Raw genomic sequence first — 18,162 nt, 5'->3', positions numbered from 1 at the left:
ATTGCCGGGGTGCCGGGGTGCCGGGGTGCCGGGGTGCCGGGGTGCCGGGACCAGAGTCCGCATTTTCGTGCACAATCCGCACCGCATCGGCGGGAAACCGCCAAATTCAGCGCATCAGTGCACGAAAACGCGGACCACCCTCACGCGGTATGCGGCTCCACGAACGGCGGCTTGACGACCTCGCACTTGATCCGCCGCCCCCGCACGTCCACCTCGACCTGGGCGCCCGGCTCGATCCCCGACGCGGTGTCGATGAGCGCCAGCGCGATTCCCACCTTCAGCGTGGGAGAGAAAGTCCCCGAGGTGGTTTCACCAACCTGCGTATCCCCCTGGAACACGCTCTGCCCCTGCCGCAGCACGCCCCGGTTGATCGCCTTCAGCCCGAGCAGCAGTCGCCGCGGCCCGTCGGCCTTCTCCCGAACCAGCGCCTCTTTGCCCCAGAAGTCGTCCTTCTTCCAGCCGACGGCCCACCCGGTCCGCGCCTGCAGCGGCGAAATCTCCAGGGACAGTTCATGTCCGTGCAGCGGGTACCCCATCTCGGTGCGCAGCGTGTCGCGCGCGCCCAGCCCGGCGGCCTGCCCACCGGCGGCCTCGACCTCGGCCACGATCGCCCGGAACACCGCGTCCGCGTCGTCCCACTTCGGCAGCAGCTCGTACCCGTGCTCGCCGGTGTATCCGGTGCGGCACACCCGCACCGGCCGCCCGTCCCATTCGGCGTCCTCGTACGCCATGTACTCCATGTCGGTGGGCAGCCCGAGCTTGGTCAGCACTTCCGCCGACTTGGGCCCCTGGACCGCGAACACCGCGTACGACCGATGCTCGTCGGTGACGCTGATCCCCTCCGGCGCGACCTTCACCAGCTCCGCGACCACGGCCGCGGTGTTGGCGGCGTTGGGCACGAGGAAGATCTCGTCATCACTGACGTAGTAGGCGATGAGGTCGTCGATGACCCCGCCCTCGGCGGTGCAGCACAGCGTGTACTGCGCCTTGCCCGGCCGAATCCGCCCGAGGTCGTTGGTCAGCGCCGAGTTGACGAACGCCGCCGCCCCCGCCCCCTTGACCGTGGCCTTCCCCAGATGGCTGACGTCGAACACCCCCACGGCGGTCCGGACGGCGGTGTGCTCCCCCACCGTCCCCGCGTACGACACCGGCATCTCCCACCCCCCGAACGGCGCGAAGGTGGCGCCCAGCTCGACGTGGACGGCATGGATCGGCCCCTGCAAAAGCTTCTCGTCGGTCACCCGAGGAAGCTTATCCCCCACCCCGAGCCCCGCCGATGCGGGCAATTCGCCACGGCCCCGACGGCCCCCACCGCACCCGGAACCGAATCCATCCCACCAGCGTCGATGAACATGACGGCAGCCTATCGCCGCAGCTCCCCAGGGTAGGTCCTGCCAGAAGTTAGCGGGCAGCCACGACGAGGCGGCATCCGCGAGCACGCCCGGAGAAAGGACCGCCTGATGTGTGTGGACGTCGATCTGCCGCACCGCCCGCGAAAGGCATGGCTGACGACCTCCCGCGAGATCGAGACGGTTCCCCGCGCAGGCATCGCCGACCCGGAAAGCGAACTGCCCGGCTCCCTCTCCGAACCCGCACTCCACGACCTCGGAACCGTTGTCTACGAGTCGTATCCAGAGGTCGCCTACCATTTCGACGCCCTGGAGACCCTCACTCGCGGCGCGAGGGACAGCTACGTCGTCACCGACGAACACCGGGCAACGCAACTGGCCAGCGTGGATCGCGAATGACGTACCCTCCGCGCCCTGGAACTCCTTCCGATCCCACACGCATTGTCATCCTGACCGTGTTAAACCGAATTGAGCTCTGCCCCACACCATGAGTCGCACGACCCCCTGAGATCCCGCGCTGATCACGAATCGTAGGGCGGACACCACACCGGCAAATCCGTTGGCGCGCACCATCGCCGCGCGGCTACTGTGACGCCATGCCAGGTTGACGCTAGAGACATCGCAACGCTCCGTGGCCGCGGGCACCGCCCGCACCTTCCGCCCCGACCCATCGGTTGAACGGAACGGAAGGACAGTCATGGAGATCAGGAGAATTCACGACGGCGAAGGCGCGGCGGTCTGCGAGCTGTGGGATCGGCAGGGCCGTGAGGCCATCGACGGCGGGCCGCTCACCGGCGACGGCAGGGCCAACCTGTCCCGCATGCTCGACGTGTCCGCGTGGCATCGCGACGCGTTCTGCCTCGTGGCGGTTGCCGACGGCCGCATCGTCGGATTCGTGAACGGCCGCACGGCCATCGGGGACGGGCTGCTGCCCGGAATCCTCGGGGAGATCGAATCGCTGTACGTCGTTCCCGAGGAACGCGGGAGCGGTGCGGGCCGGGCGCTCGCCGAGGCGGCCGTGTTGTGGCTGCGTGCACAGGGCGCCGGCACGATCCGGCGGCTCGCCTGCACCGACGCGCACGATGATCACCGGTTCTGGGCGGAGCTCGGCTTCGAGACCGACATGGTGTGCATGTCGCTCTACTCGGACTGAACCCACTATGCCGTGACCAGCGGCCCGAACCGCCGAATACGCCGAAGCCTGGGCGGCGATCGCTGCCCAGGCTTCGGCCTGGCAGGTCCCCGCCGCTACGGCGCCGTGGACACCCGCACCTGTTCCGGCCGCCTCTCGGGCGCGCTCTCGTGCAGGTAAGCCCGGAGCCGGCTCTCATCGATAACCTCGATGTGCTGACCCCGTGAGCGCAGCTCGGCGACCCGTGCCGCCTTGGTCGTAGAGAAGGCGGACGGGTCGTCGCCGGTGAACCTGTCGCCGATGACCAACGCCGTCGTGCGGCGGGTGACGTTCTTGGCGGGCGTCGCGCCGTGCAGAGCTATTGCGTCCCAAGCCTGTTGGCGGGTCATCGACGCCAGCTCGCCGGTGAAGACCACCACGCGCCCGTGCAGCGGGTGTGCGGGGTCGGTTCCGGTCACCTCGGGCATCACGAGCTGCGGGCGATCGTAGAAGGAGCGCCGGTGGTACGGCTCCGAACGCCCGCCGGCCGGCGCGTCCAGATCGACCGGCCGAGCCGCACGCCTGCTCCGATAGGGCCGCTCGACGCCGGTGGTCTCGAGCACGTTCAGCGAGTCGGTTCCGATCCGGGCCGCCAGCGCCAGCACGATATCCGCCGCGGCCATCGCGTCGGCCCCGGCCTCGTGGTGGGTGAACACCCCAATATCCAGCGCCGCGGCCACATCCGGCAACCGGTAGCTCTCCAGATCCAGGTGCCGCCGCGCCATCGCCAGACTGCAGCTGAATTCCCATGCGGGCATGTCGATCCCGCTGCGACTGCACGCCTCGCTCAACGCCCCGCTGTCGAAACTCGCGTTGTGCGCGACCAGCGGCAACCCATCCACCATCGCGGCGACCTCGGGCCACCGCTGCGCGAATCCCGGCAGGTCCGCGACCATGTCGGCCGTTATGCCGTGCACCCGAATGTTGTGGTGATTGAAGAAGTCGACGGCTCGCGGCGGTCGGCACAACCACGACCGGGTATCGACCCGCCGCCCGTCCCGCACCACGGAAACACCGACGGCACAGATACTCCCCCGGGCCGAGTTGGCCGTCTCCACGTCGATGGCCGCGAACGACAGTCCCCCCATCCTCACCGCACCCGCACCGGCAACGCCCGAGGCGTCCGCCCACCCTGCTCGACCAGAAACGGCCGCGCGATCCGCAACGACTCGAACTCCGCCCAGGCGTCCGCGAGCCCCGCCAGTCCCCAAGCCATAGTCAGCACCGGCCGCACGTCCGGATCGACGTCGAACCCCGGCCCCCGAATCGCCGTCGGGTGCGCCATCTCCGGCCACACCGGCCGAATCAGCTTCCCCGCCAATGCTTCCTGATGCCGAGTGAACATCCCGTCCACCGCCTCGACCTCCGCCTCCGCTGCAGCGACCGTGGCCTCGAGATCAACAATCTCTCCCGGCCCCGCCTCCCCCGCACCACACCACAGCTGCCGGTACCCACCGGTCAACCGCTCCAGGTTTTCCCCGTCCCCCGCGTCGATGACCCACGCCCCCGCCAGCCGCGAAAGCCCCATCCCCCGACCAACGTTCACATGCCAAACAACCGACCGGACTCCCACCTGGGAAAGCACCACCACGAGTGACAACACACTCTGGCCCACACTGCTCATGACGCTCCGAATTCGCCGCGGATAGTCTGCACCGGCCACCGTAGAGCATGGGTCCGACATACCAACGACTTTCGCATTCGTCCGCAGCTCGAATGCGATGGCAACGAGCGACTAAACAGCGCGGACCTGGCCGCACAGGATACGCCGAACAGTCGCCGACGCAGCGGGGTCAGCCATTCGGGTCTGGCGCAGTGTCTGACGGCGGCTGCTCAGCGGCCAGGAATCGTTCGAGGATCATGGCGGCAATCGCCAGGCCCGAACGCCTGGTGCCGAACGAGTTCCAGCCCAACCGTTTTATCCAAAGTGTCACGAACTAGAGTCGTGGCTCGATCACCGATCACCGAGCTCAACTCCGCTCAGATCACGCGGTCTTGATCAGACTGATCTGGCCCGCCAACTCGATAACCCGCTTGTCCTGCTCCCCGTAGCGGACGGACATCTGACTGTGCAGCCGCTTGAGCCGGGTCAGCGCGGCACGCACATCTCCCAGATACACGTGGCAAGTGGCCAACTGGCGCTGGCAGTACATGACGTGATCGTCGTAAGGCCCCCGCTCGGCGGTCAAATCGTCGATCAACGTCCGGTAGAGATCCGCCGCCCTGGAGTAGTCCGAGCTCTCGAATCGGATATCCGCCAAGCGAAGTCGCGCTTCCACCACATCGGCATCTCGCGATCCCAACAGCGGCACAGCCTTTTCCACGACGGTCTTGAGCTCGTGGATCGCGGGATCATAGCGAGAGTCGTCGGCGAAATCACGAGCACGCCGCATCGCCCGCCGCAGATCGCCCCGGCTGAAGTCCCCTCCGTTCGACAGCGGCTCGGCGACAACGGGTTTCGGCAGCACCCGGGTCGGCGCGACCACTGTCTGCGCGGTGCGCGTCGAGGTCGCGGCCCCCACCGCGAGCGCGTACATCTGTGCCGGACTGTGCGTGTCGTGCACCTCGGGTAGGTGGCTCACCCCGGACGCGTGGCGTAGCAACCCCGCGTGCACACTCGCGGCGTCATCGGGCCGCTGCTCGGGCGTCTTGGCGAGCATGCTGGTGAGCAACCGGGCCAGGTCCCCGGGCGTCCCGGGCAGATCCTGCCGGATATCCGGCGGCACCAGGTGAACCTGGTTCTGCCACACCAGATATTCGTTGCTGCCTGTCATGACCCGAGAGCCCGTGAGCAGCTCGTGCAGCACCAGCCCCAGCGAGTACAGATCCGTCTGCGGCACGACAGCTTTGCCCTCGACCTGCTCGGGCGCCATGAACGCGGGCGTGCCGAGCGTATGCCCCGTGCGCGTGTACCGCGTCCGGTTGGAATCCGGCGCGACCGCGAGCCCGAAATCCAGCACCTTGACCGTACCGTCGTCGCACAGCATGAGATTCGACGGTTTGAGATCCCGGTGATAGATCCGGTTGCGATGGGTCGCGGCCAGCACGGCCGCCGCCTGCGCCCCCAGTGCGGCGACCACGCCGATCGGCAGCGCCCCGTGCCGGTCCAGCAGCTCCTCGAAGGTGACCCCTTCGACGTATTCCATGACCAGATACGGCCGTTCGGGCGGCCCCGGCGCTGTGCCCACGTCGTGGATCGCGGGCAATCCCGGATGCCGCAGCGCCGCCATCAATTCCGCCTCGCGGAAGAACCGCTTGGCCCAATCCGGGTCCTGGTCGAGGTTCGGGTGGGTGAACTTCACGGCGATCCGGCGCTTCAGGTTGTGGTCGAAGCCGTCGAAGACCTGCCCCATGCCGCCCGCGCCGATCTGTTTGATCAGCTCGTACCGGCCGCCGATGAGCTGCGGTTGCACCGCCCCTACCTCCATGAGTTCACGAGAGATGTCAAACTACTCGGCCGCGACCGCCGGCCGCAGCCGCCCCTGCGCCAGCCCCTGGAATCCGGCCCGCACCAGCGCTTCGACGGTCACCCGCCGCCGCTGCCACGCCGCCTCGAAGGCGCTCAGCTCCTCGAACGCCGCACCGAACCGCCGCTGCTCGGCGGGCGAGATCCGCGGCACCGGCACCTGATACAGGTCGATCGGTCCCTCGGCCGCCTCGACCGCCGCGCGCAGCACCCCCGCGAGAAACCGCGGGTCGACCACGGCGGCATTGGTCCGCACGAGGTGAATCCCGGCCCCGAGCAGCGCCCCGTCGTCCGCGCAAACCCGCACGGCCGCTGCACTACCGACCGCGACGGCGACGTCACCGGCCCGAATCACCACCGCCCCCGGGGTTTCCGGATTCCCCCACCGCGACGGCGCGCGGCCGAGCCGAACGTCCTTCACCGACAGCATCGGGGTATCCCCACCGTCCGAGCCCACGGTAGGCGGCGCCTGGAACACCGTGACGGTCCCGGCCTCGGACAGCTCCTCGAGCGAAATCGTTCCGCCGGCACTCGATTCGAGCTCCAGCACGGGCGGCTCCCCGGCCCGCTGCTGGACCAGCTCGTCCCGCAGCACCGGATACCCGTCCTGCGGATCGCCCAGTCCGCGCGGGGTCAGGTCGATCTCGCCGTCGAGCAGTTCCACCACACGCTCGGTGTGGGGCAGCGCGTCGGGGTGCATGGGATCCTCCTCGAAGGCCCGCCACGCCCGCAGGGCGTAGGAGGGTTCACCGGCCGCGTTCACCAGCAGCACGTGGGCAGGTTGTGTCTCGGACTGCCGCAGCAGCCACAGATCCGGAGAATCCGGGATGCCGGCCAGGATCGCTCGCAGCACGCCGCCGCGCAGCAGTACATTTCGCAGCGTGCGCGCCTCCGCGGCGAAGGCGAGCCGGTTGGGCATGGCCACGGCCACGAGGCTGCCCGGCGCGGCATGCCCGAGGCAATCCCGCGCCCACGCCCGCGCACCGTCACCGGTCGCCCACCGCCGCTCCCCCGCCCGCCCGAAGTGGCCGGGATCGTAGACGAGAGCGTCGAATTCGCGTTCCGCGAGCGCGCGGTAGTCCGGATACACGGCGATATCCCCCGTCACAGCCGACCGTCTCCCCCTCTGATCACCGCGTACACCCGCCCCGTGGTCCGCGTAAACGGTAGCAGCGCCGCCGAAAACAACGGACCCGAACAACAGTCCGCCATCACCGACCGCCCGCGGGCTCGTCCTCGGGGATCAATGCGCCCGCGGTGAGTCCCGTTGTCACCAGTTCCGCGACGTGTTCGGCGGCATACCCGGCCCGCCGGGCGGCGGTGCGCAACAGGAACAGCCGCCGGAAGAGCGCACCGTACCGCTGCTGCTCGGCCAGCGACAGCACCGGGATCTTCAGCCGGGTGGGATCGAATCGGATGGTGGATGTCCTTGTCGCGGAGACATTCTCGGCCCCGGTCAGGAACCCGGCGAGAAACCAGGGATCGAACCGCGCCGGATCGACCCGCAGCGTGTGCACGTGCGGCCCCCGCACGGCCCCCGCGTCGTCGGCCTCGGCGACCCGGGCACTGCGCCCTCCCGAACGATCGCTGCGCACAGCGGGAATCAACACGTCACCGGCCTCGACCGGATTCAGGACCGCCGGCGCCGCGGTGCTCAGCGTGCCGGATGCCGGACTGCCGGTCGCCACATCCGGCGCGGTCAGAACGCGCCGATCCGCGTCGGCCTCCACCCGCTCCGAACTCGGCGGATCACTCCTGATCCATTCCACCTGAGCGCTTTTGGACAGATCGTTGATGGTCACGAACCGCCACGTCTTGCTCTCGGATTCGGTCCATCCCGCCAGCAGCCGGGTGATGGAGGTCAGTTCCGTCGTGGCCCGGGTGAGCTGCCGGATCGCGTCGTCGACCTCGTCGGCGACCGTCCCCGAATCCAGCGCCGACCGCACGTACCGCGCCGGGGTGAGATCGACCTCTTCGTCGAGCACGTCCACGAGCCGCACGACCGCCGTGCGCCCGGAGACGACCGCGTCATCCGGTGTCGCACCGTCGAATTCGCGCCAGGCGCCGACCGCGGCCTCGGTAACACCCTCCCAGTCGATGCGCTCCTCCCCGTCGATCCGCACGGTCAGGCCGGTGGTGTCGACGAACAGCATGGAGTCGGCCGCCTGCTGCGGGCGCAGTATCCACAGCTGCAGCCCCACGTGCCACGGCTGCGCCGCTCCCGGAGCCAGCCCGATGACGGCGCGTAATGCCCCGGACCGCACCAGATTCGCGCGAATCTTGCGCCCCGAGGGCCGGGTGGCGACGGAGGGCGGCAACAACAGAATCGCGGTGCCACCCGGGTTCAGGTGCGCGATCGCGTGCTGCACCCAGGCCAGCTCCGATTCGTTGCGCGGCGGCGGACCGTAGTCCCAGCGGGGATCGAAGGCGAGTGCGTCCGAGCCCCAATCTCGTTGCCCATAGGGCGGATTGGACAGCACGGCGTCGACGCGCAGTTCAGCAAAGGCGTCGGCGGTGAGACTGTCGCCACCGTGAACTACGGGCTCGAGCCCGGTATCGGCCTCCAACAGCAACCGCGTGCGCTCGGCCTGCACCGCCAACACGTCCTGCCCGTACAGCCGGGTCGCGCCCGCTCGCGCGGCGGCGATCAGCAGTGAACCGCTGCCGCACGCGGGGTCGAGCACGCTGTGTACATCCGCCGACCGCAGCAGCTCGACCATCAGCCCGGCCACGGCTTCCGGGGTTATGTACACACCCGTCGCCTGTGTACCTTCCAGCGCCCGATCGGCCAGTGCGTCGAGTGCGGCCCGCGTTTCCCCGGCCGCGACAGACCGCCCGAAAACATCCGCCGCGAGCGCGCTCAGTTCGGCGTCCTCGGCCCCCATCTCCCGCGAGTCCCAGCCCGCGTCCGACCGCCGGAGCGACGCGATCAGCCGCGCGGCCAACTCCGGCGAGGTCCGCGCCCGCACGAGCGTGCGCAACTCGGTGGCGGGCGAGTCCGTTGCCTCCACCCCGTGCGCCACCAGCCATTCCCGCACTTCATCCAGGTCGAAGGTGGGCCGGGTCTCGGTACTCCCGGCCGTGGGTTTCGGGAAGTCGGCGTGCCGGCGCCGCCAGTTACTGACCGTGGCGCGCGTGACCCCGGTGAGCCGCGAGATCTCCGCGGCATTGACCTTCGACACGGGCTTCGACATTCCACTCCTCTCGTGTACGTTCCCCCACCCTGCGCGATGCCTAAGCAAAAATCAATCTCCAGATTCGTGTTGCGAATGTTTTCACCATGCTCTACGTTTTACATCAACGCCGCAGCGGCCGGATCGCCCACAACTCGGGAGCGACTCGCACAGGTCTCGCCGCGTGCACCGGCGCCTCGCCGGGACCTGGTCACACACCGCGGTCAGCCTTTGCCACCCGCGGCGATCCCTTACACCCAAAGCCAAGGAAAACCATGCGCACCCTGCCCACCCTCATCGCCATCGGCGCGACCGCCGCCGCTCTCACCGCCGCCGCACCCACCGCGTTCGCGGCCCCCGACACCGGATCCGGCAGCGGCAGCGGCTCGTCCGGCTCCGGCTGCGCCGCCCGCACCTCGGCCGACCGCCAGTTCCTGCGCGACGCCGGCCAGACCAAGAAGAGCTGCACCGTTCAGGACAGCGCCATCCGACTGGCCCTGTCGCAGTGCCGCTGGCTCGACACGAACGGCAACTCCGCCCGCAACCACATCACCCTGGCCGAGAGCTCGCGCGGCGCGGTGCAGTACCCCTACACCTTCCTGAACGCCGCCATCGACGCCTATTGCCCGCAGTACCAGATCTGATCCCACCCTTTCGAAGGAACCGAAATCCCATGCACCGCAAGCTGATCACCGCCCTGACCGCCGCCACCCTGGCCACCCTCACCGCGGCCGGCGTCGCCGGCGCCGCACCCGCCTCCACCCTCCACGAGGGCATGCAGATCGTCGGCCAGGACGTACAGCCCGGCACGTACTCCACCGCAGGCCCCACCGACGACGACTACGGCGTCTGCTTCATCACCTGGCTCCCCTACAAGGGCGCCAAGACCTCCGAACTGATCGACATCGAGTCCTACACGGGCGCTTCGTATGTCCGCCTGAACGACGGCGACGTCATCGAGGTCAACGGCTGCACCTGGACCCACGAGTAACCGACCCACCACCAGTCAAGAGGAATCATGCCCAACCGCACCGCCACCTTCACCCTCGCCGCCTGCGCCGCCCTCGGCGCCCTGGCCACCGCAAACGCGGGCACCGCCGCCGCCGAGACCCACGTCCGCACCTACTCCGGCTACGGCGCCGAACGCGCCTGCAACATCGACAAGATGAACACCCCGTACCAGGCCGGCCAGGAGGTCGTGCTCTGCGACGAGGTCGGCGACAACCTCTACAAGCTGACGATCGTCCCGAATTCCGAGATCCCGTTGCACATCGCGCGTCTCGCGGTGACGGGCAGCTTCAGCGGCCTGTCGTAGCGGTAACCATTCGCGGTGCCGGCTCTGCCCGGCACCGCGGCTCGGGAACGCCTCCCATGCCGCTCTCCCGATCGAAACCTCGGCGCGGCCGGCGGGGAGCCGCGCACGGTAAGTCCCGAATTCTCTGGCTTGTTCCCTCTGCACGCCAATCTCTCATCACCCCAACGCATTCGGTCTTCGGCACGCCGCCAAAGCCTCGATTCCACATGCCCTCAGGAGCAGCAATGACCAACCCTCAGCACCCCCAGCAGCCCTGGCCCACCCAGCCCCCCGCTCCCCACTACCCCCAGCCCCCGAAGAAGCGCCGCGTCTGGCCCTGGGTCCTCGGCGGCTTCTTCCTCTGCATCCTGGTCCTGTTCGGCGGCTGCACCCTCCTGATCGGCAGCGCCGCAAACGAAGTCGCGAAACAGGAGGAGAAGCGCACGGTAGCCGAGCCCCTCGGCACGGAGGTCCGCGACGGCAAGTTCGCGTTCCAGGTGACGAAGGTCGATCCCCCGGTCGCGACGGTGGGCACCAACGAGTACTTGAAGAAGGACGCCCAGGGCGAGTACGTCCTGGTCTACGTGGACATCACCAACACCGCCGACCAGCCCCAGACCTACTTCGGTGACAACCAGAAGCTGGTGGACGACCAGGGCCGCCTCTACTCCCACGACACGGCGGCCGCCTACAACGTGATCCAGGACCTGGTGACCGAGATCAACCCCGGCAACAAGATCTCCGCGGTGTTGGCCTTCGACGTCCCGAAGGGGACGGTTCCGGCGGCGGTCGAGTTCCACGACTCGGCGTTCTCGGGTGGGGTACGGGTGGCGATCAAGTAGCACCCGGTCCGGCCGGACCCGACCGAAGTCGGTCCCCGGCCGGGCTTTTCGGCGTCACAAGCTCGCCGGATTCATCTGTTCGCACGATGGTCGCGCAGCAGTCGGAAAGGAAGACTCGTGGCGGCGCCGGGCCCGGAGAACCAACCCTCCTCGGCGCCGGCAATCACCCGACAAGCGATGGAGAACCGCCCGCATGAAGAAGACGATGATCGCAGCCGTTGTCGCCACCGGCCTCGGCACCGCCGTGGCAGCCGGCCAGGCCGCCGCCACCCCCGTGCCCCTGGATTCCCAGATGAGTTCCACCACGATCGAGACCAAGGCCACCGCACCCCTGAACCCGGTAAGCGCCGCCCTGCAGTCGGTCGCGGACGGGCTCTCCTTCATCGGCGGGCAGGACCTGCCGGGGCAGTGCAACATTCCGACGGGGTGCTGATCCGCCGGCTGCCCGGCGCGATGTCTGACCTAACGCCCGATTGACTCGTTGTCTCGATCTCCCGCCGAGTGGTCTCTGATGTTGGGGCCCACTCGGCTTTCGAATACCACGACCATCGACTCACCGGTCGAGGCGCATTCGGACTGGGATCGACGCCTCAAGTACCGCGGTGATGTGCACCCCAGCTGGATGATCGGTGCGGCTCGCTACCCAGACACGATCCCCAACCAGACATACTCCCGACCTCTGGTGATGGCCACGAATCGCTGATTGGTCGCGAGCTCCGCGCGGTCGCGGGCGGAATCCGATTCCTTGCCGGGTTCGCTGTCCGGTGCCGACTTCACGAAGTACGGATGAACGACGGCACGGAAGTCCAAGCCTTTGGCCCGGTACACCGTTCCGACCTTGATCATGTCCTCGTCGGAAGCGTCGTAGTCTTCGAGATTTCTGAACGCGATATCCCAGCGGCGCAACGCCACCCGGAATCTGTCGGCCTCGCGATTAGTTCTGGTGATCAGCGCGATCGTGGACAGCGGAAATCCCTCGGAGTCGAGCTTTCGCAGCCGTGAAAGCACCTGCGCCTCCACATCCTTCGCACTGCCGCTCCAGGTTTCGGCCGTACCGCCACCCAGGGCTCCCTCGGATCCGCTCAGCGCGATCCCGGCGGCTCCGTCGAGGTCCTCGATGCCGTCCTTGCCTTCGAGAGATGCGGCGAGCGCGAGGACGGCCTCGCAGTTGCGGTAGTTGACGCGAAGCAGCTCACCACGCCCGACGATGGATATCCCGGCGTCGGAGAGCCGCCAGCCACCGGCATAGACCCGTTGTTGGCCATCGCCAACCAACAGCAGCGCGTTCGGAGCGTCCCCGGCGATCGCATGTGCGAGGCGCAATCCCATGACCGTCATGTCCTGCACCTCGTCCACGACCACCATCTCGTATGGCTCGTCCAAGGGTCGTTGTCGCAACTCGTCGAGCGCGAGCCGGATCAGGTCGTTGGCGTCGAGAAATCCCGACTCCGCACGCAGCTTCTCGTACTGTTCGTACAGCTCCCACACCGCTTTTCGCGCGGGCTGGCGAAGGGTGCCGTTCCGTCCGCGTCGAACCAGCTTTGCGTACTCGTCGAATTCAGTGATTCCCCGTCCCTTGATCAGCCGGTCGATTTCCTCACGCCAGTAGCGATTGTCGCGCTCGATATCCGCCAGTGGTCCCCGGCTGCCCACCCGGGACCACGCGAGATTGAACGCGTTGTCGGCCCTCTTGAGGTCCATTTCCGCTTCCCTGCCGCGGGATTCGAGAAGGTCTCCCGCCCACGAATGCAGGCTCTTGAACTCGGCGCGATGCTCGGCGCCCGGCACCAGTTGCCCGAACGCACGCTGCTGGCATGGTGGCAGATTCCGCACGAATGTCGTGAACAGCAACCTTCCGGTGCTTCGCCGGGCGCGGTACGCCATCCGATGGAGAGCGACCACGGTCTTGCCGGTCCCCGCCGGCCCAGCGATACGGGCGGGTCCGTTGTAGTGCCTCGCGACGAGGACCCGCTGCTCGGGATCCAGAAATGTCATCCATTCCGGGAACGGCTTCTCCAGCGCCCGCGCCCGCTCGGCGGTGAGTACATCACTCGGATCCAACAGGCCGAGGCCGAGAGGTTCGGAAGGATCGCCCCGCCCGTTTCGAAGGCTCAGCGACACCAGCGAGTATCCGCCTCCCCGTGCCGCCACCGCCTCGGCGATTCTGCCCGCCAGCCCGCGATCCACACGGTTCCCGCTGTCGAGCAGTGTCCGATAGTCGATTTCGCTCACGACCCGGTATCGACCGTCCGAATGAATTCTTGCGCGCGGTGCGATGACCAGAACGAGTTCGATCGTCTCCGAGACGAATACGTTGCCGCGTTGACCGAGCGGAAGGTCAGCGAAGTGCTGCTCGGCGTGGACCCGGAGCTTCTGGACGATGGGATCGGATGGAATCGCGTCGCCGAATACGAGGGCGAAGACGCCTCCGGGCCCGATCAGAAAGGCGTCGGCGTATTCCTGGGCACCGTTTCCTCCGTCGCGTACGAGCAAATGCCACCCACGCCGCCCGTCTGCCAGCAGCCCCGACAGGACATTCCGCTGCCGTGTCCCCATCGGACCGATCGCAGCCAATACACCTGCGGCCTGCACCCGCCGAATCTCCCGATCGTTGCTCGCTGACCGTGACATCACGCACCCCCGTCGTCGCGGCGACATCCGCCCGATTCGAGCGGCGTCATATGAGCGTGACGCAACGACGCTGCGAGTCACAAGTTCCAACCAGTCGGCTTGCTACCCGCAAACGAGCAGAATCCGGCCGTGGGCACCGTACGCGCGACTCGGATTCGAGGATGGTCGCAATAGCCGATCGTGCACGCCAAATCGCTTGTGCAGATGGCGATTCGGCGCAGCGCTGCTCGCATTGACCGCCCTACTGAGGCACGCCGGGTGCTCGCAGTGTCTCGGATTGGCTGGGATGATCGGGTGAGCACGGGGGCCGCTCAGGCGAACAGCAAGAGTGCCGGCCTCTTGCCACGGACGGCACTTCGGTCCGCAACACCTGGTAGACAGCTCTCATGACCATCGACGAGCTGCAGGATCTGGTGACCGAGTTCTCCCGTCAACGGGATTGGGAACGCTTCCACACCCCGAAGAACCTGGTCATGGCCCTGTCCGGTGAGGTCGGCGAGTTGACCGAACTGTTCCAGTGGCTGACCCCCGATGAGAGCCAGGCTCTGTGCGACCGGGAGCAGGACCGGGTCAAGGTCGAACATGAGATGGCGGACGTCCTGATCTACCTCCTACGGCTCGCGGAGGTGCTGGACATCGACCTCGGAGCTGCGGTTCAGGAGAAGCTGCGGGTGAACGCGGAGCGGTACCCCGTCGAACTTTCGCGGGGACGAGCAGCGAAGTACTCCGAGCTCGGGTAGCCGAGCCAGGAAGCAGCTACCCGGTCATCTTCTCCAAGAATGCTTGGGTTTCGGGGTCGGTCGAGTACACGCAGGTGCCCGCCATACCCCGTGTCAACAGCACTTTGTAGGTATTGCGGATGAGGGCGCCGAAATGCGCGTCCTCGGCCTTCTTGACGGCCGGGTCGTGGGAGTACTCCCGGCGAGACACCCAACTGTCCCCACGCCGAACGAAGTCCGGGCCGAAAATGACCCCGGACCAGTCGTACTCGAACCCCTGCGCAGTGTAGATACAACCGACCTGGCCGAAACCTCGGTCATCGAACGCCCAGTAGTAGGATTCGGGCGCGTCGGGCACTTTCTTGCCCGGTTTGGCATTCCAGGGGCGCTTCCAGTCATCGATCGATACATCGTCGACAAGACGCTTACCGTCAGGTGTATCCACAGGATCACTCCAGCGCCAGCAGTATCCGGCAGCCAATCGTGCTGTGCCGCCGTGCTGTTCACGCTCACTCAGGATCCAAGCTTCCAATGCAGCCGGCGTCGCGGCGGTTGTCACGCGGAATTCGTCGTCGGTCCCGGAACTCAATCGGCTCCAGCTGATCGGCGGCAGCGGGTCCAATCCGAGGAGCCGGCGCACCCACTCGTCGAAGGTATCCGAACCACCACAGCGGAATTGACCGTCTAGGCGAACCACATCGATCCTGCACCCGGCGGCGACCGCGGCCGCGTTGATCTCCCCGAGCGAGCCCATCTCCCCCGGACGCACGATCTGGTTCTCATCGAGCAGGAATACCGGCACCCACGCCACATCGATCAATTCCTCGATCTGACGCCGGGCCAATGCACGCTTCTCCTTCCCGGTCCAGCGGTTCACGCTGTTCTCGCGGACACGATGAGCCTCATCGCAGATCAGCACGTCGAGTTCCCGTGGTTCGGCGCCGACGTAGTTGTTGAAGTACTTGAACATCGTCTGCACACGCGTATTTCGGCTGCCCGCGACCTTGCGCATCGTATTGGTGAACGCGCTGGAACCGGTGGCGTGGTGAACCTTCCGTCCCTGCCGGGACAGTTCGCCCAGCAGGCTGAGCGCGATCACGCTCTTGCCCGACCCTGGTCCGCCGATGACAACCACGACGGTCTGGGTCCGTTGCGCGCGAGCAGTCACGACTGCCTGCTCCACGAGTTGATAGGCCACCCGTTGCTCATCCAGCAGAACGAATTGCTCGCGATCCTGAATCTCTTTGGCCGCCAATCGCAACAGCGGCTTGCTCGGTCCATGAGTGAAGCGCAGAAACCTGTCGGCGGCTTCGCGCGCCTGATCGCGTCCGCCGCTGACATCGAGCGTCGACCGCAAGTGTTCGACCATCTCGGACTTGAGATCTTCGGTGAACATGCGCCCGAAGCGGTCGGGCCGGTACTTCATGAGCGATGGAATATCGGCCGACGTCGCATTGTGCAGATAGGCGATGCCATGGACGGACTGCGCCGGAAGTTCGGCCAGCGCCGGCGTCGAATCGACCAAATATTGGCAGTACCCGCGGACCTGTGCCACCGGATGCAACACCGGGTTCGAATAGGCGGCAATCGAAACCACATCGGCGGCAAGCAGTTCCGCCTTCGACCACTGCTTCAACTCCACGAGCACATAGCTGACCTCACTCGTGCGTGGATGAACTCCGCACAGGATGGCATCGACCCGCTTGGGACTGTGCGGGAGCTTGTGCTCGAGCAACACCTCCACATCACCCAGACCGGACTCGACGAGTTCGTTCAGCAACGGCGGCAGACTGCGCAACCAGGATTGCACCTCACCGGCCCCCACCTGATGCTCCCACTGATGCCGAGCCTGCTCGCTCATCAGCTGATGCAGTCGCCCGGCCTGCGCTTCCGCCAGCAGATACCGAGCACTTCCACGAATCAGAGCCACGTTGCCTTCCCCCACCTGGGCGCGCGAAATCGACGTGCGGGTGGAGGCAGCTACGAAGTGGCCTTCGGTGCCCGGCGGGCCGCGCAGATCAGATTAGCGAAGAGTGGGGACAGGGTCGGCAACGGTTGGGGCGCTGGTGTAGTCGCGAGCCAAACGCCAGCGAATCGACTTATACAGCAGCTGTGTTCGCTGGCGCGGACACGAGGGAACCTCCATGGCTCGCTCAATGTCCAGGGGGAGAGGGCTCATCCCCGCGCGTGCGGGGAGCATGGAATCATCAAGGTCGGCTCGAAGAACTTCGAGGGCTCATCCCCGCGCGTGCGGGGAGGATACTTCCTGACCAGCACGTCTTATCACACGTAGGCCGGTTTTCATTCACTTTCATTCGCGGCTTTCCTACTGCGACTACGGACCGCCTAACGCATAGGCGGTAACTGAAACAACCTGACCGGCGAACACAAGTTCACGAAGGTCTTCTCCACACGCAGGTATGAGCACATCACCGACCTCGTCCACGTACCGTCGAGATGCTGGCCGGGTGTTCCCGCACGCAACCGATCAATCGATGGTCATCACCGAGGCCCGGTCGCAGAGCAGACCACCGACCGAATCGGTGGGTTCACCGGCACGCTGCGCACCGAGTTCGCAGACGATCGCGACTACACGCGAGTCCTGAGCAAGTACCGTCGACGGCTCGTCCATGCGGGCGAACTCCGGGCCGATTCGCGCGTTCCGGTAGAGAAGTTGGTGCACAGGAGGATTCCGGTCCTTGTCCTAGACAGTGTCGATCAGCGGTCTGCCGTGCAGCACCATGGAGACGACGCCTTGGGAATCTCGCGGCCCGGAGTCCGGGTGCCCGCTGAGCGGGAATCTGGGAACCACGGCCTGGGATACCGAGCAATCTGCCGCGTGTCGACCTCAACGACGGTAGCGAGTGTCGGCTGGTCCTTTCGGAAGAGCTGCTCGGCGACATAGCGCGCGCCATTGTCGCGAGTTCCGTCGAAAAGCACGGTGACTACTGCCAGTCCGGTGCACTGATCGCCGTCCCAGCCGCAACGCTGCAGATCTGCCGGACCCCGGACTAGACAGCGACGATCATCGGCTACGTCCCCACACCCCGCAAATAGCCCCACCCCGACGGCAGAACCGCGCTGTTGGGATCACCGCATCTGGTTGGTCAGCACCGATGATCCCCCGACGCAATGAGGACGGCAGAGTGCGCATGGGAAGGCCCACCACCGGAGCTCGTCGGTCCCGCTGGGTCGCGTAGACCGAATGGCGCCACAGGCCTCCATGAAATCCGCCGCACATCGCTGGGAACCGACCGAGCGTCATGTCCGGGTCGAACCCCACGTGCCGGGTCACGTACGGTGAAGATGTCTCCGAAAGGTAGTGCAAGCCATGGCATCCGATCGTCAGAGAAAAGTGAATGAAAAACGGCCGATCGGCGAGAATACGTGCAGGTCAAAAAGTATGCTCCCCGCACGCGCGGGGATGAGCCCTATCAAGCGCCCGACGCGCCGCGACTGTTCTGATGCTCCCCGCACGCGCGGGGATGAGCCCTCGGCCACTGTCTCAAACACAACA

General features: G+C 66.8%; 17 protein-coding genes. 8 read left to right on the top strand and 9 right to left on the bottom strand.

The window, feature by feature from the left end:
- Positions 1 to 140: 140 nt before the first annotated feature.
- The gene (gene gcvT / locus ACWIGI_RS32035; RefSeq protein WP_454206659.1) at positions 141 to 1,241 is read right to left on the bottom strand and encodes a glycine cleavage system aminomethyltransferase GcvT; all 1,101 of its coding nucleotides are present in this window, start codon (positions 1,239 to 1,241) and stop codon (positions 141 to 143) included.
- A gap of 219 nt (positions 1,242 to 1,460) precedes the next feature.
- Here gcvT and ACWIGI_RS32030 point away from each other — a divergent pair, with 219 nt between their 5' ends.
- A complete protein-coding gene (locus tag ACWIGI_RS32030) occupies positions 1,461 to 1,748 on the top strand; it encodes a hypothetical protein (RefSeq protein ID WP_454206657.1) in 288 nt (95 codons plus the stop codon).
- 298 nt (positions 1,749 to 2,046) lie between these two features.
- A complete protein-coding gene (locus tag ACWIGI_RS32025; protein ID WP_454206655.1) occupies positions 2,047 to 2,502 on the top strand; it encodes a GNAT family N-acetyltransferase in 456 nt (151 codons plus the stop codon).
- A 95-nt stretch (positions 2,503 to 2,597) separates the two neighbouring features.
- Here ACWIGI_RS32025 and ACWIGI_RS32020 read toward each other — a convergent pair whose 3' ends face one another.
- From ACWIGI_RS32020 to ACWIGI_RS32000, 5 genes are all read right to left on the bottom strand, one after another.
- Positions 2,598 to 3,608, bottom strand: coding sequence for an exonuclease domain-containing protein (locus tag ACWIGI_RS32020; RefSeq protein WP_454206654.1), 1,011 nt, complete (start codon positions 3,606 to 3,608; stop codon positions 2,598 to 2,600).
- Between the two features lie 2 nt (positions 3,609 to 3,610).
- Positions 3,611 to 4,144, bottom strand: a complete 534-nt coding sequence (locus tag ACWIGI_RS32015) for a hypothetical protein (protein ID WP_454206652.1) — start codon at positions 4,142 to 4,144, stop codon at positions 3,611 to 3,613.
- A gap of 361 nt (positions 4,145 to 4,505) precedes the next feature.
- Positions 4,506 to 5,948 (bottom strand): protein kinase domain-containing protein, encoded by a 1,443-nt coding sequence (locus tag ACWIGI_RS32010; RefSeq protein WP_454206651.1) that lies wholly within the window; start codon positions 5,946 to 5,948, stop codon positions 4,506 to 4,508.
- A 21-nt stretch (positions 5,949 to 5,969) separates the two neighbouring features.
- The gene (locus tag ACWIGI_RS32005; protein WP_454206649.1) at positions 5,970 to 7,094 is read right to left on the bottom strand and encodes a hypothetical protein; all 1,125 of its coding nucleotides are present in this window, start codon (positions 7,092 to 7,094) and stop codon (positions 5,970 to 5,972) included.
- A gap of 103 nt (positions 7,095 to 7,197) precedes the next feature.
- Positions 7,198 to 9,180 carry an N-6 DNA methylase gene (locus ACWIGI_RS32000; protein ID WP_454206647.1) on the bottom strand — a complete coding sequence of 661 codons (1,983 nt, stop codon included), beginning with the start codon at positions 9,178 to 9,180 and terminating at the stop codon, positions 7,198 to 7,200.
- Between the two features lie 254 nt (positions 9,181 to 9,434).
- Between ACWIGI_RS32000 and ACWIGI_RS31995 the strand changes: the two genes are divergently transcribed.
- The 5 genes from ACWIGI_RS31995 to ACWIGI_RS31975 all read left to right on the top strand — a co-directional run bounded on the left by ACWIGI_RS31995 (position 9,435) and on the right by ACWIGI_RS31975 (position 11,728).
- Positions 9,435 to 9,803, top strand: a complete 369-nt coding sequence (locus ACWIGI_RS31995) for a DUF732 domain-containing protein (protein WP_454206645.1) — start codon at positions 9,435 to 9,437, stop codon at positions 9,801 to 9,803.
- Between the two features lie 29 nt (positions 9,804 to 9,832).
- Complete coding sequence (locus ACWIGI_RS31990) at positions 9,833 to 10,150, top strand: hypothetical protein (RefSeq protein WP_454206643.1); 318 nt, start codon at positions 9,833 to 9,835, stop codon at positions 10,148 to 10,150.
- A gap of 27 nt (positions 10,151 to 10,177) precedes the next feature.
- Positions 10,178 to 10,474 (top strand): hypothetical protein, encoded by a 297-nt coding sequence (locus ACWIGI_RS31985; protein ID WP_454206641.1) that lies wholly within the window; start codon positions 10,178 to 10,180, stop codon positions 10,472 to 10,474.
- Between the two features lie 224 nt (positions 10,475 to 10,698).
- The gene (locus ACWIGI_RS31980; protein WP_454206639.1) at positions 10,699 to 11,295 is read left to right on the top strand and encodes a DUF4352 domain-containing protein; all 597 of its coding nucleotides are present in this window, start codon (positions 10,699 to 10,701) and stop codon (positions 11,293 to 11,295) included.
- Positions 11,296 to 11,488: 193 nt separating this feature from the next.
- On the top strand, positions 11,489 to 11,728 hold the full coding sequence (locus ACWIGI_RS31975) for a hypothetical protein (protein ID WP_454206637.1): 240 nt from the start codon (positions 11,489 to 11,491) through the stop codon (positions 11,726 to 11,728).
- 206 nt (positions 11,729 to 11,934) lie between these two features.
- On the opposite strand, the gene ACWIGI_RS31970 is transcribed toward ACWIGI_RS31975, so the two are convergent.
- On the bottom strand, positions 11,935 to 13,887 hold the full coding sequence (locus ACWIGI_RS31970; RefSeq protein WP_454206635.1) for a UvrD-helicase domain-containing protein: 1,953 nt from the start codon (positions 13,885 to 13,887) through the stop codon (positions 11,935 to 11,937).
- Positions 13,888 to 14,312: 425 nt separating this feature from the next.
- Between ACWIGI_RS31970 and ACWIGI_RS31965 the strand changes: the two genes are divergently transcribed.
- Positions 14,313 to 14,666 carry a nucleotide pyrophosphohydrolase gene (locus tag ACWIGI_RS31965; protein ID WP_454206633.1) on the top strand — a complete coding sequence of 118 codons (354 nt, stop codon included), beginning with the start codon at positions 14,313 to 14,315 and terminating at the stop codon, positions 14,664 to 14,666.
- A gap of 16 nt (positions 14,667 to 14,682) precedes the next feature.
- Here ACWIGI_RS31965 and ACWIGI_RS31960 read toward each other — a convergent pair whose 3' ends face one another.
- Complete coding sequence (locus ACWIGI_RS31960; RefSeq protein WP_454206631.1) at positions 14,683 to 16,575, bottom strand: DNA/RNA helicase domain-containing protein; 1,893 nt, start codon at positions 16,573 to 16,575, stop codon at positions 14,683 to 14,685.
- 558 nt (positions 16,576 to 17,133) lie between these two features.
- Positions 17,134 to 17,328 (bottom strand): hypothetical protein, encoded by a 195-nt coding sequence (locus ACWIGI_RS31955; protein ID WP_454206629.1) that lies wholly within the window; start codon positions 17,326 to 17,328, stop codon positions 17,134 to 17,136.
- Positions 17,329 to 18,162: the final 834 nt, after the last annotated feature.

This window comes from Nocardia sp. NPDC055321, assembly GCF_053645575.1.
The sequence above is the reverse complement of the archived record's forward strand: the minus strand, read 5'-3'. Positions and strand labels throughout refer to the sequence as shown.

Bases quoted from the DNA above. Each gene is read 5' to 3' on its own strand.
- ACWIGI_RS32030 (WP_454206657.1), top strand. From the start codon at position 1,461: ATGTGTGTGGACGTCGATCTGCCGCACCGCCCGCGAAAGGCATGGCTG.
- ACWIGI_RS32025 (WP_454206655.1), top strand. From the start codon at position 2,047: ATGGAGATCAGGAGAATTCACGACGGCGAAGGCGCGGCGGTCTGCGAG.
- ACWIGI_RS32020 (WP_454206654.1), bottom strand. From the start codon at position 3,608: ATGGGGGGACTGTCGTTCGCGGCCATCGACGTGGAGACGGCCAACTCG.
- ACWIGI_RS32015 (WP_454206652.1), bottom strand. From the start codon at position 4,144: ATGAGCAGTGTGGGCCAGAGTGTGTTGTCACTCGTGGTGGTGCTTTCC.
- ACWIGI_RS32010 (WP_454206651.1), bottom strand. From the start codon at position 5,948: ATGGAGGTAGGGGCGGTGCAACCGCAGCTCATCGGCGGCCGGTACGAG.
- ACWIGI_RS32000 (WP_454206647.1), bottom strand. From the start codon at position 9,180: ATGTCGAAGCCCGTGTCGAAGGTCAATGCCGCGGAGATCTCGCGGCTC.
- ACWIGI_RS31995 (WP_454206645.1), top strand. From the start codon at position 9,435: ATGCGCACCCTGCCCACCCTCATCGCCATCGGCGCGACCGCCGCCGCT.
- ACWIGI_RS31990 (WP_454206643.1), top strand. From the start codon at position 9,833: ATGCACCGCAAGCTGATCACCGCCCTGACCGCCGCCACCCTGGCCACC.
- ACWIGI_RS31985 (WP_454206641.1), top strand. From the start codon at position 10,178: ATGCCCAACCGCACCGCCACCTTCACCCTCGCCGCCTGCGCCGCCCTC.
- ACWIGI_RS31980 (WP_454206639.1), top strand. From the start codon at position 10,699: ATGACCAACCCTCAGCACCCCCAGCAGCCCTGGCCCACCCAGCCCCCC.
- ACWIGI_RS31975 (WP_454206637.1), top strand. From the start codon at position 11,489: ATGAAGAAGACGATGATCGCAGCCGTTGTCGCCACCGGCCTCGGCACC.
- ACWIGI_RS31965 (WP_454206633.1), top strand. From the start codon at position 14,313: ATGACCATCGACGAGCTGCAGGATCTGGTGACCGAGTTCTCCCGTCAA.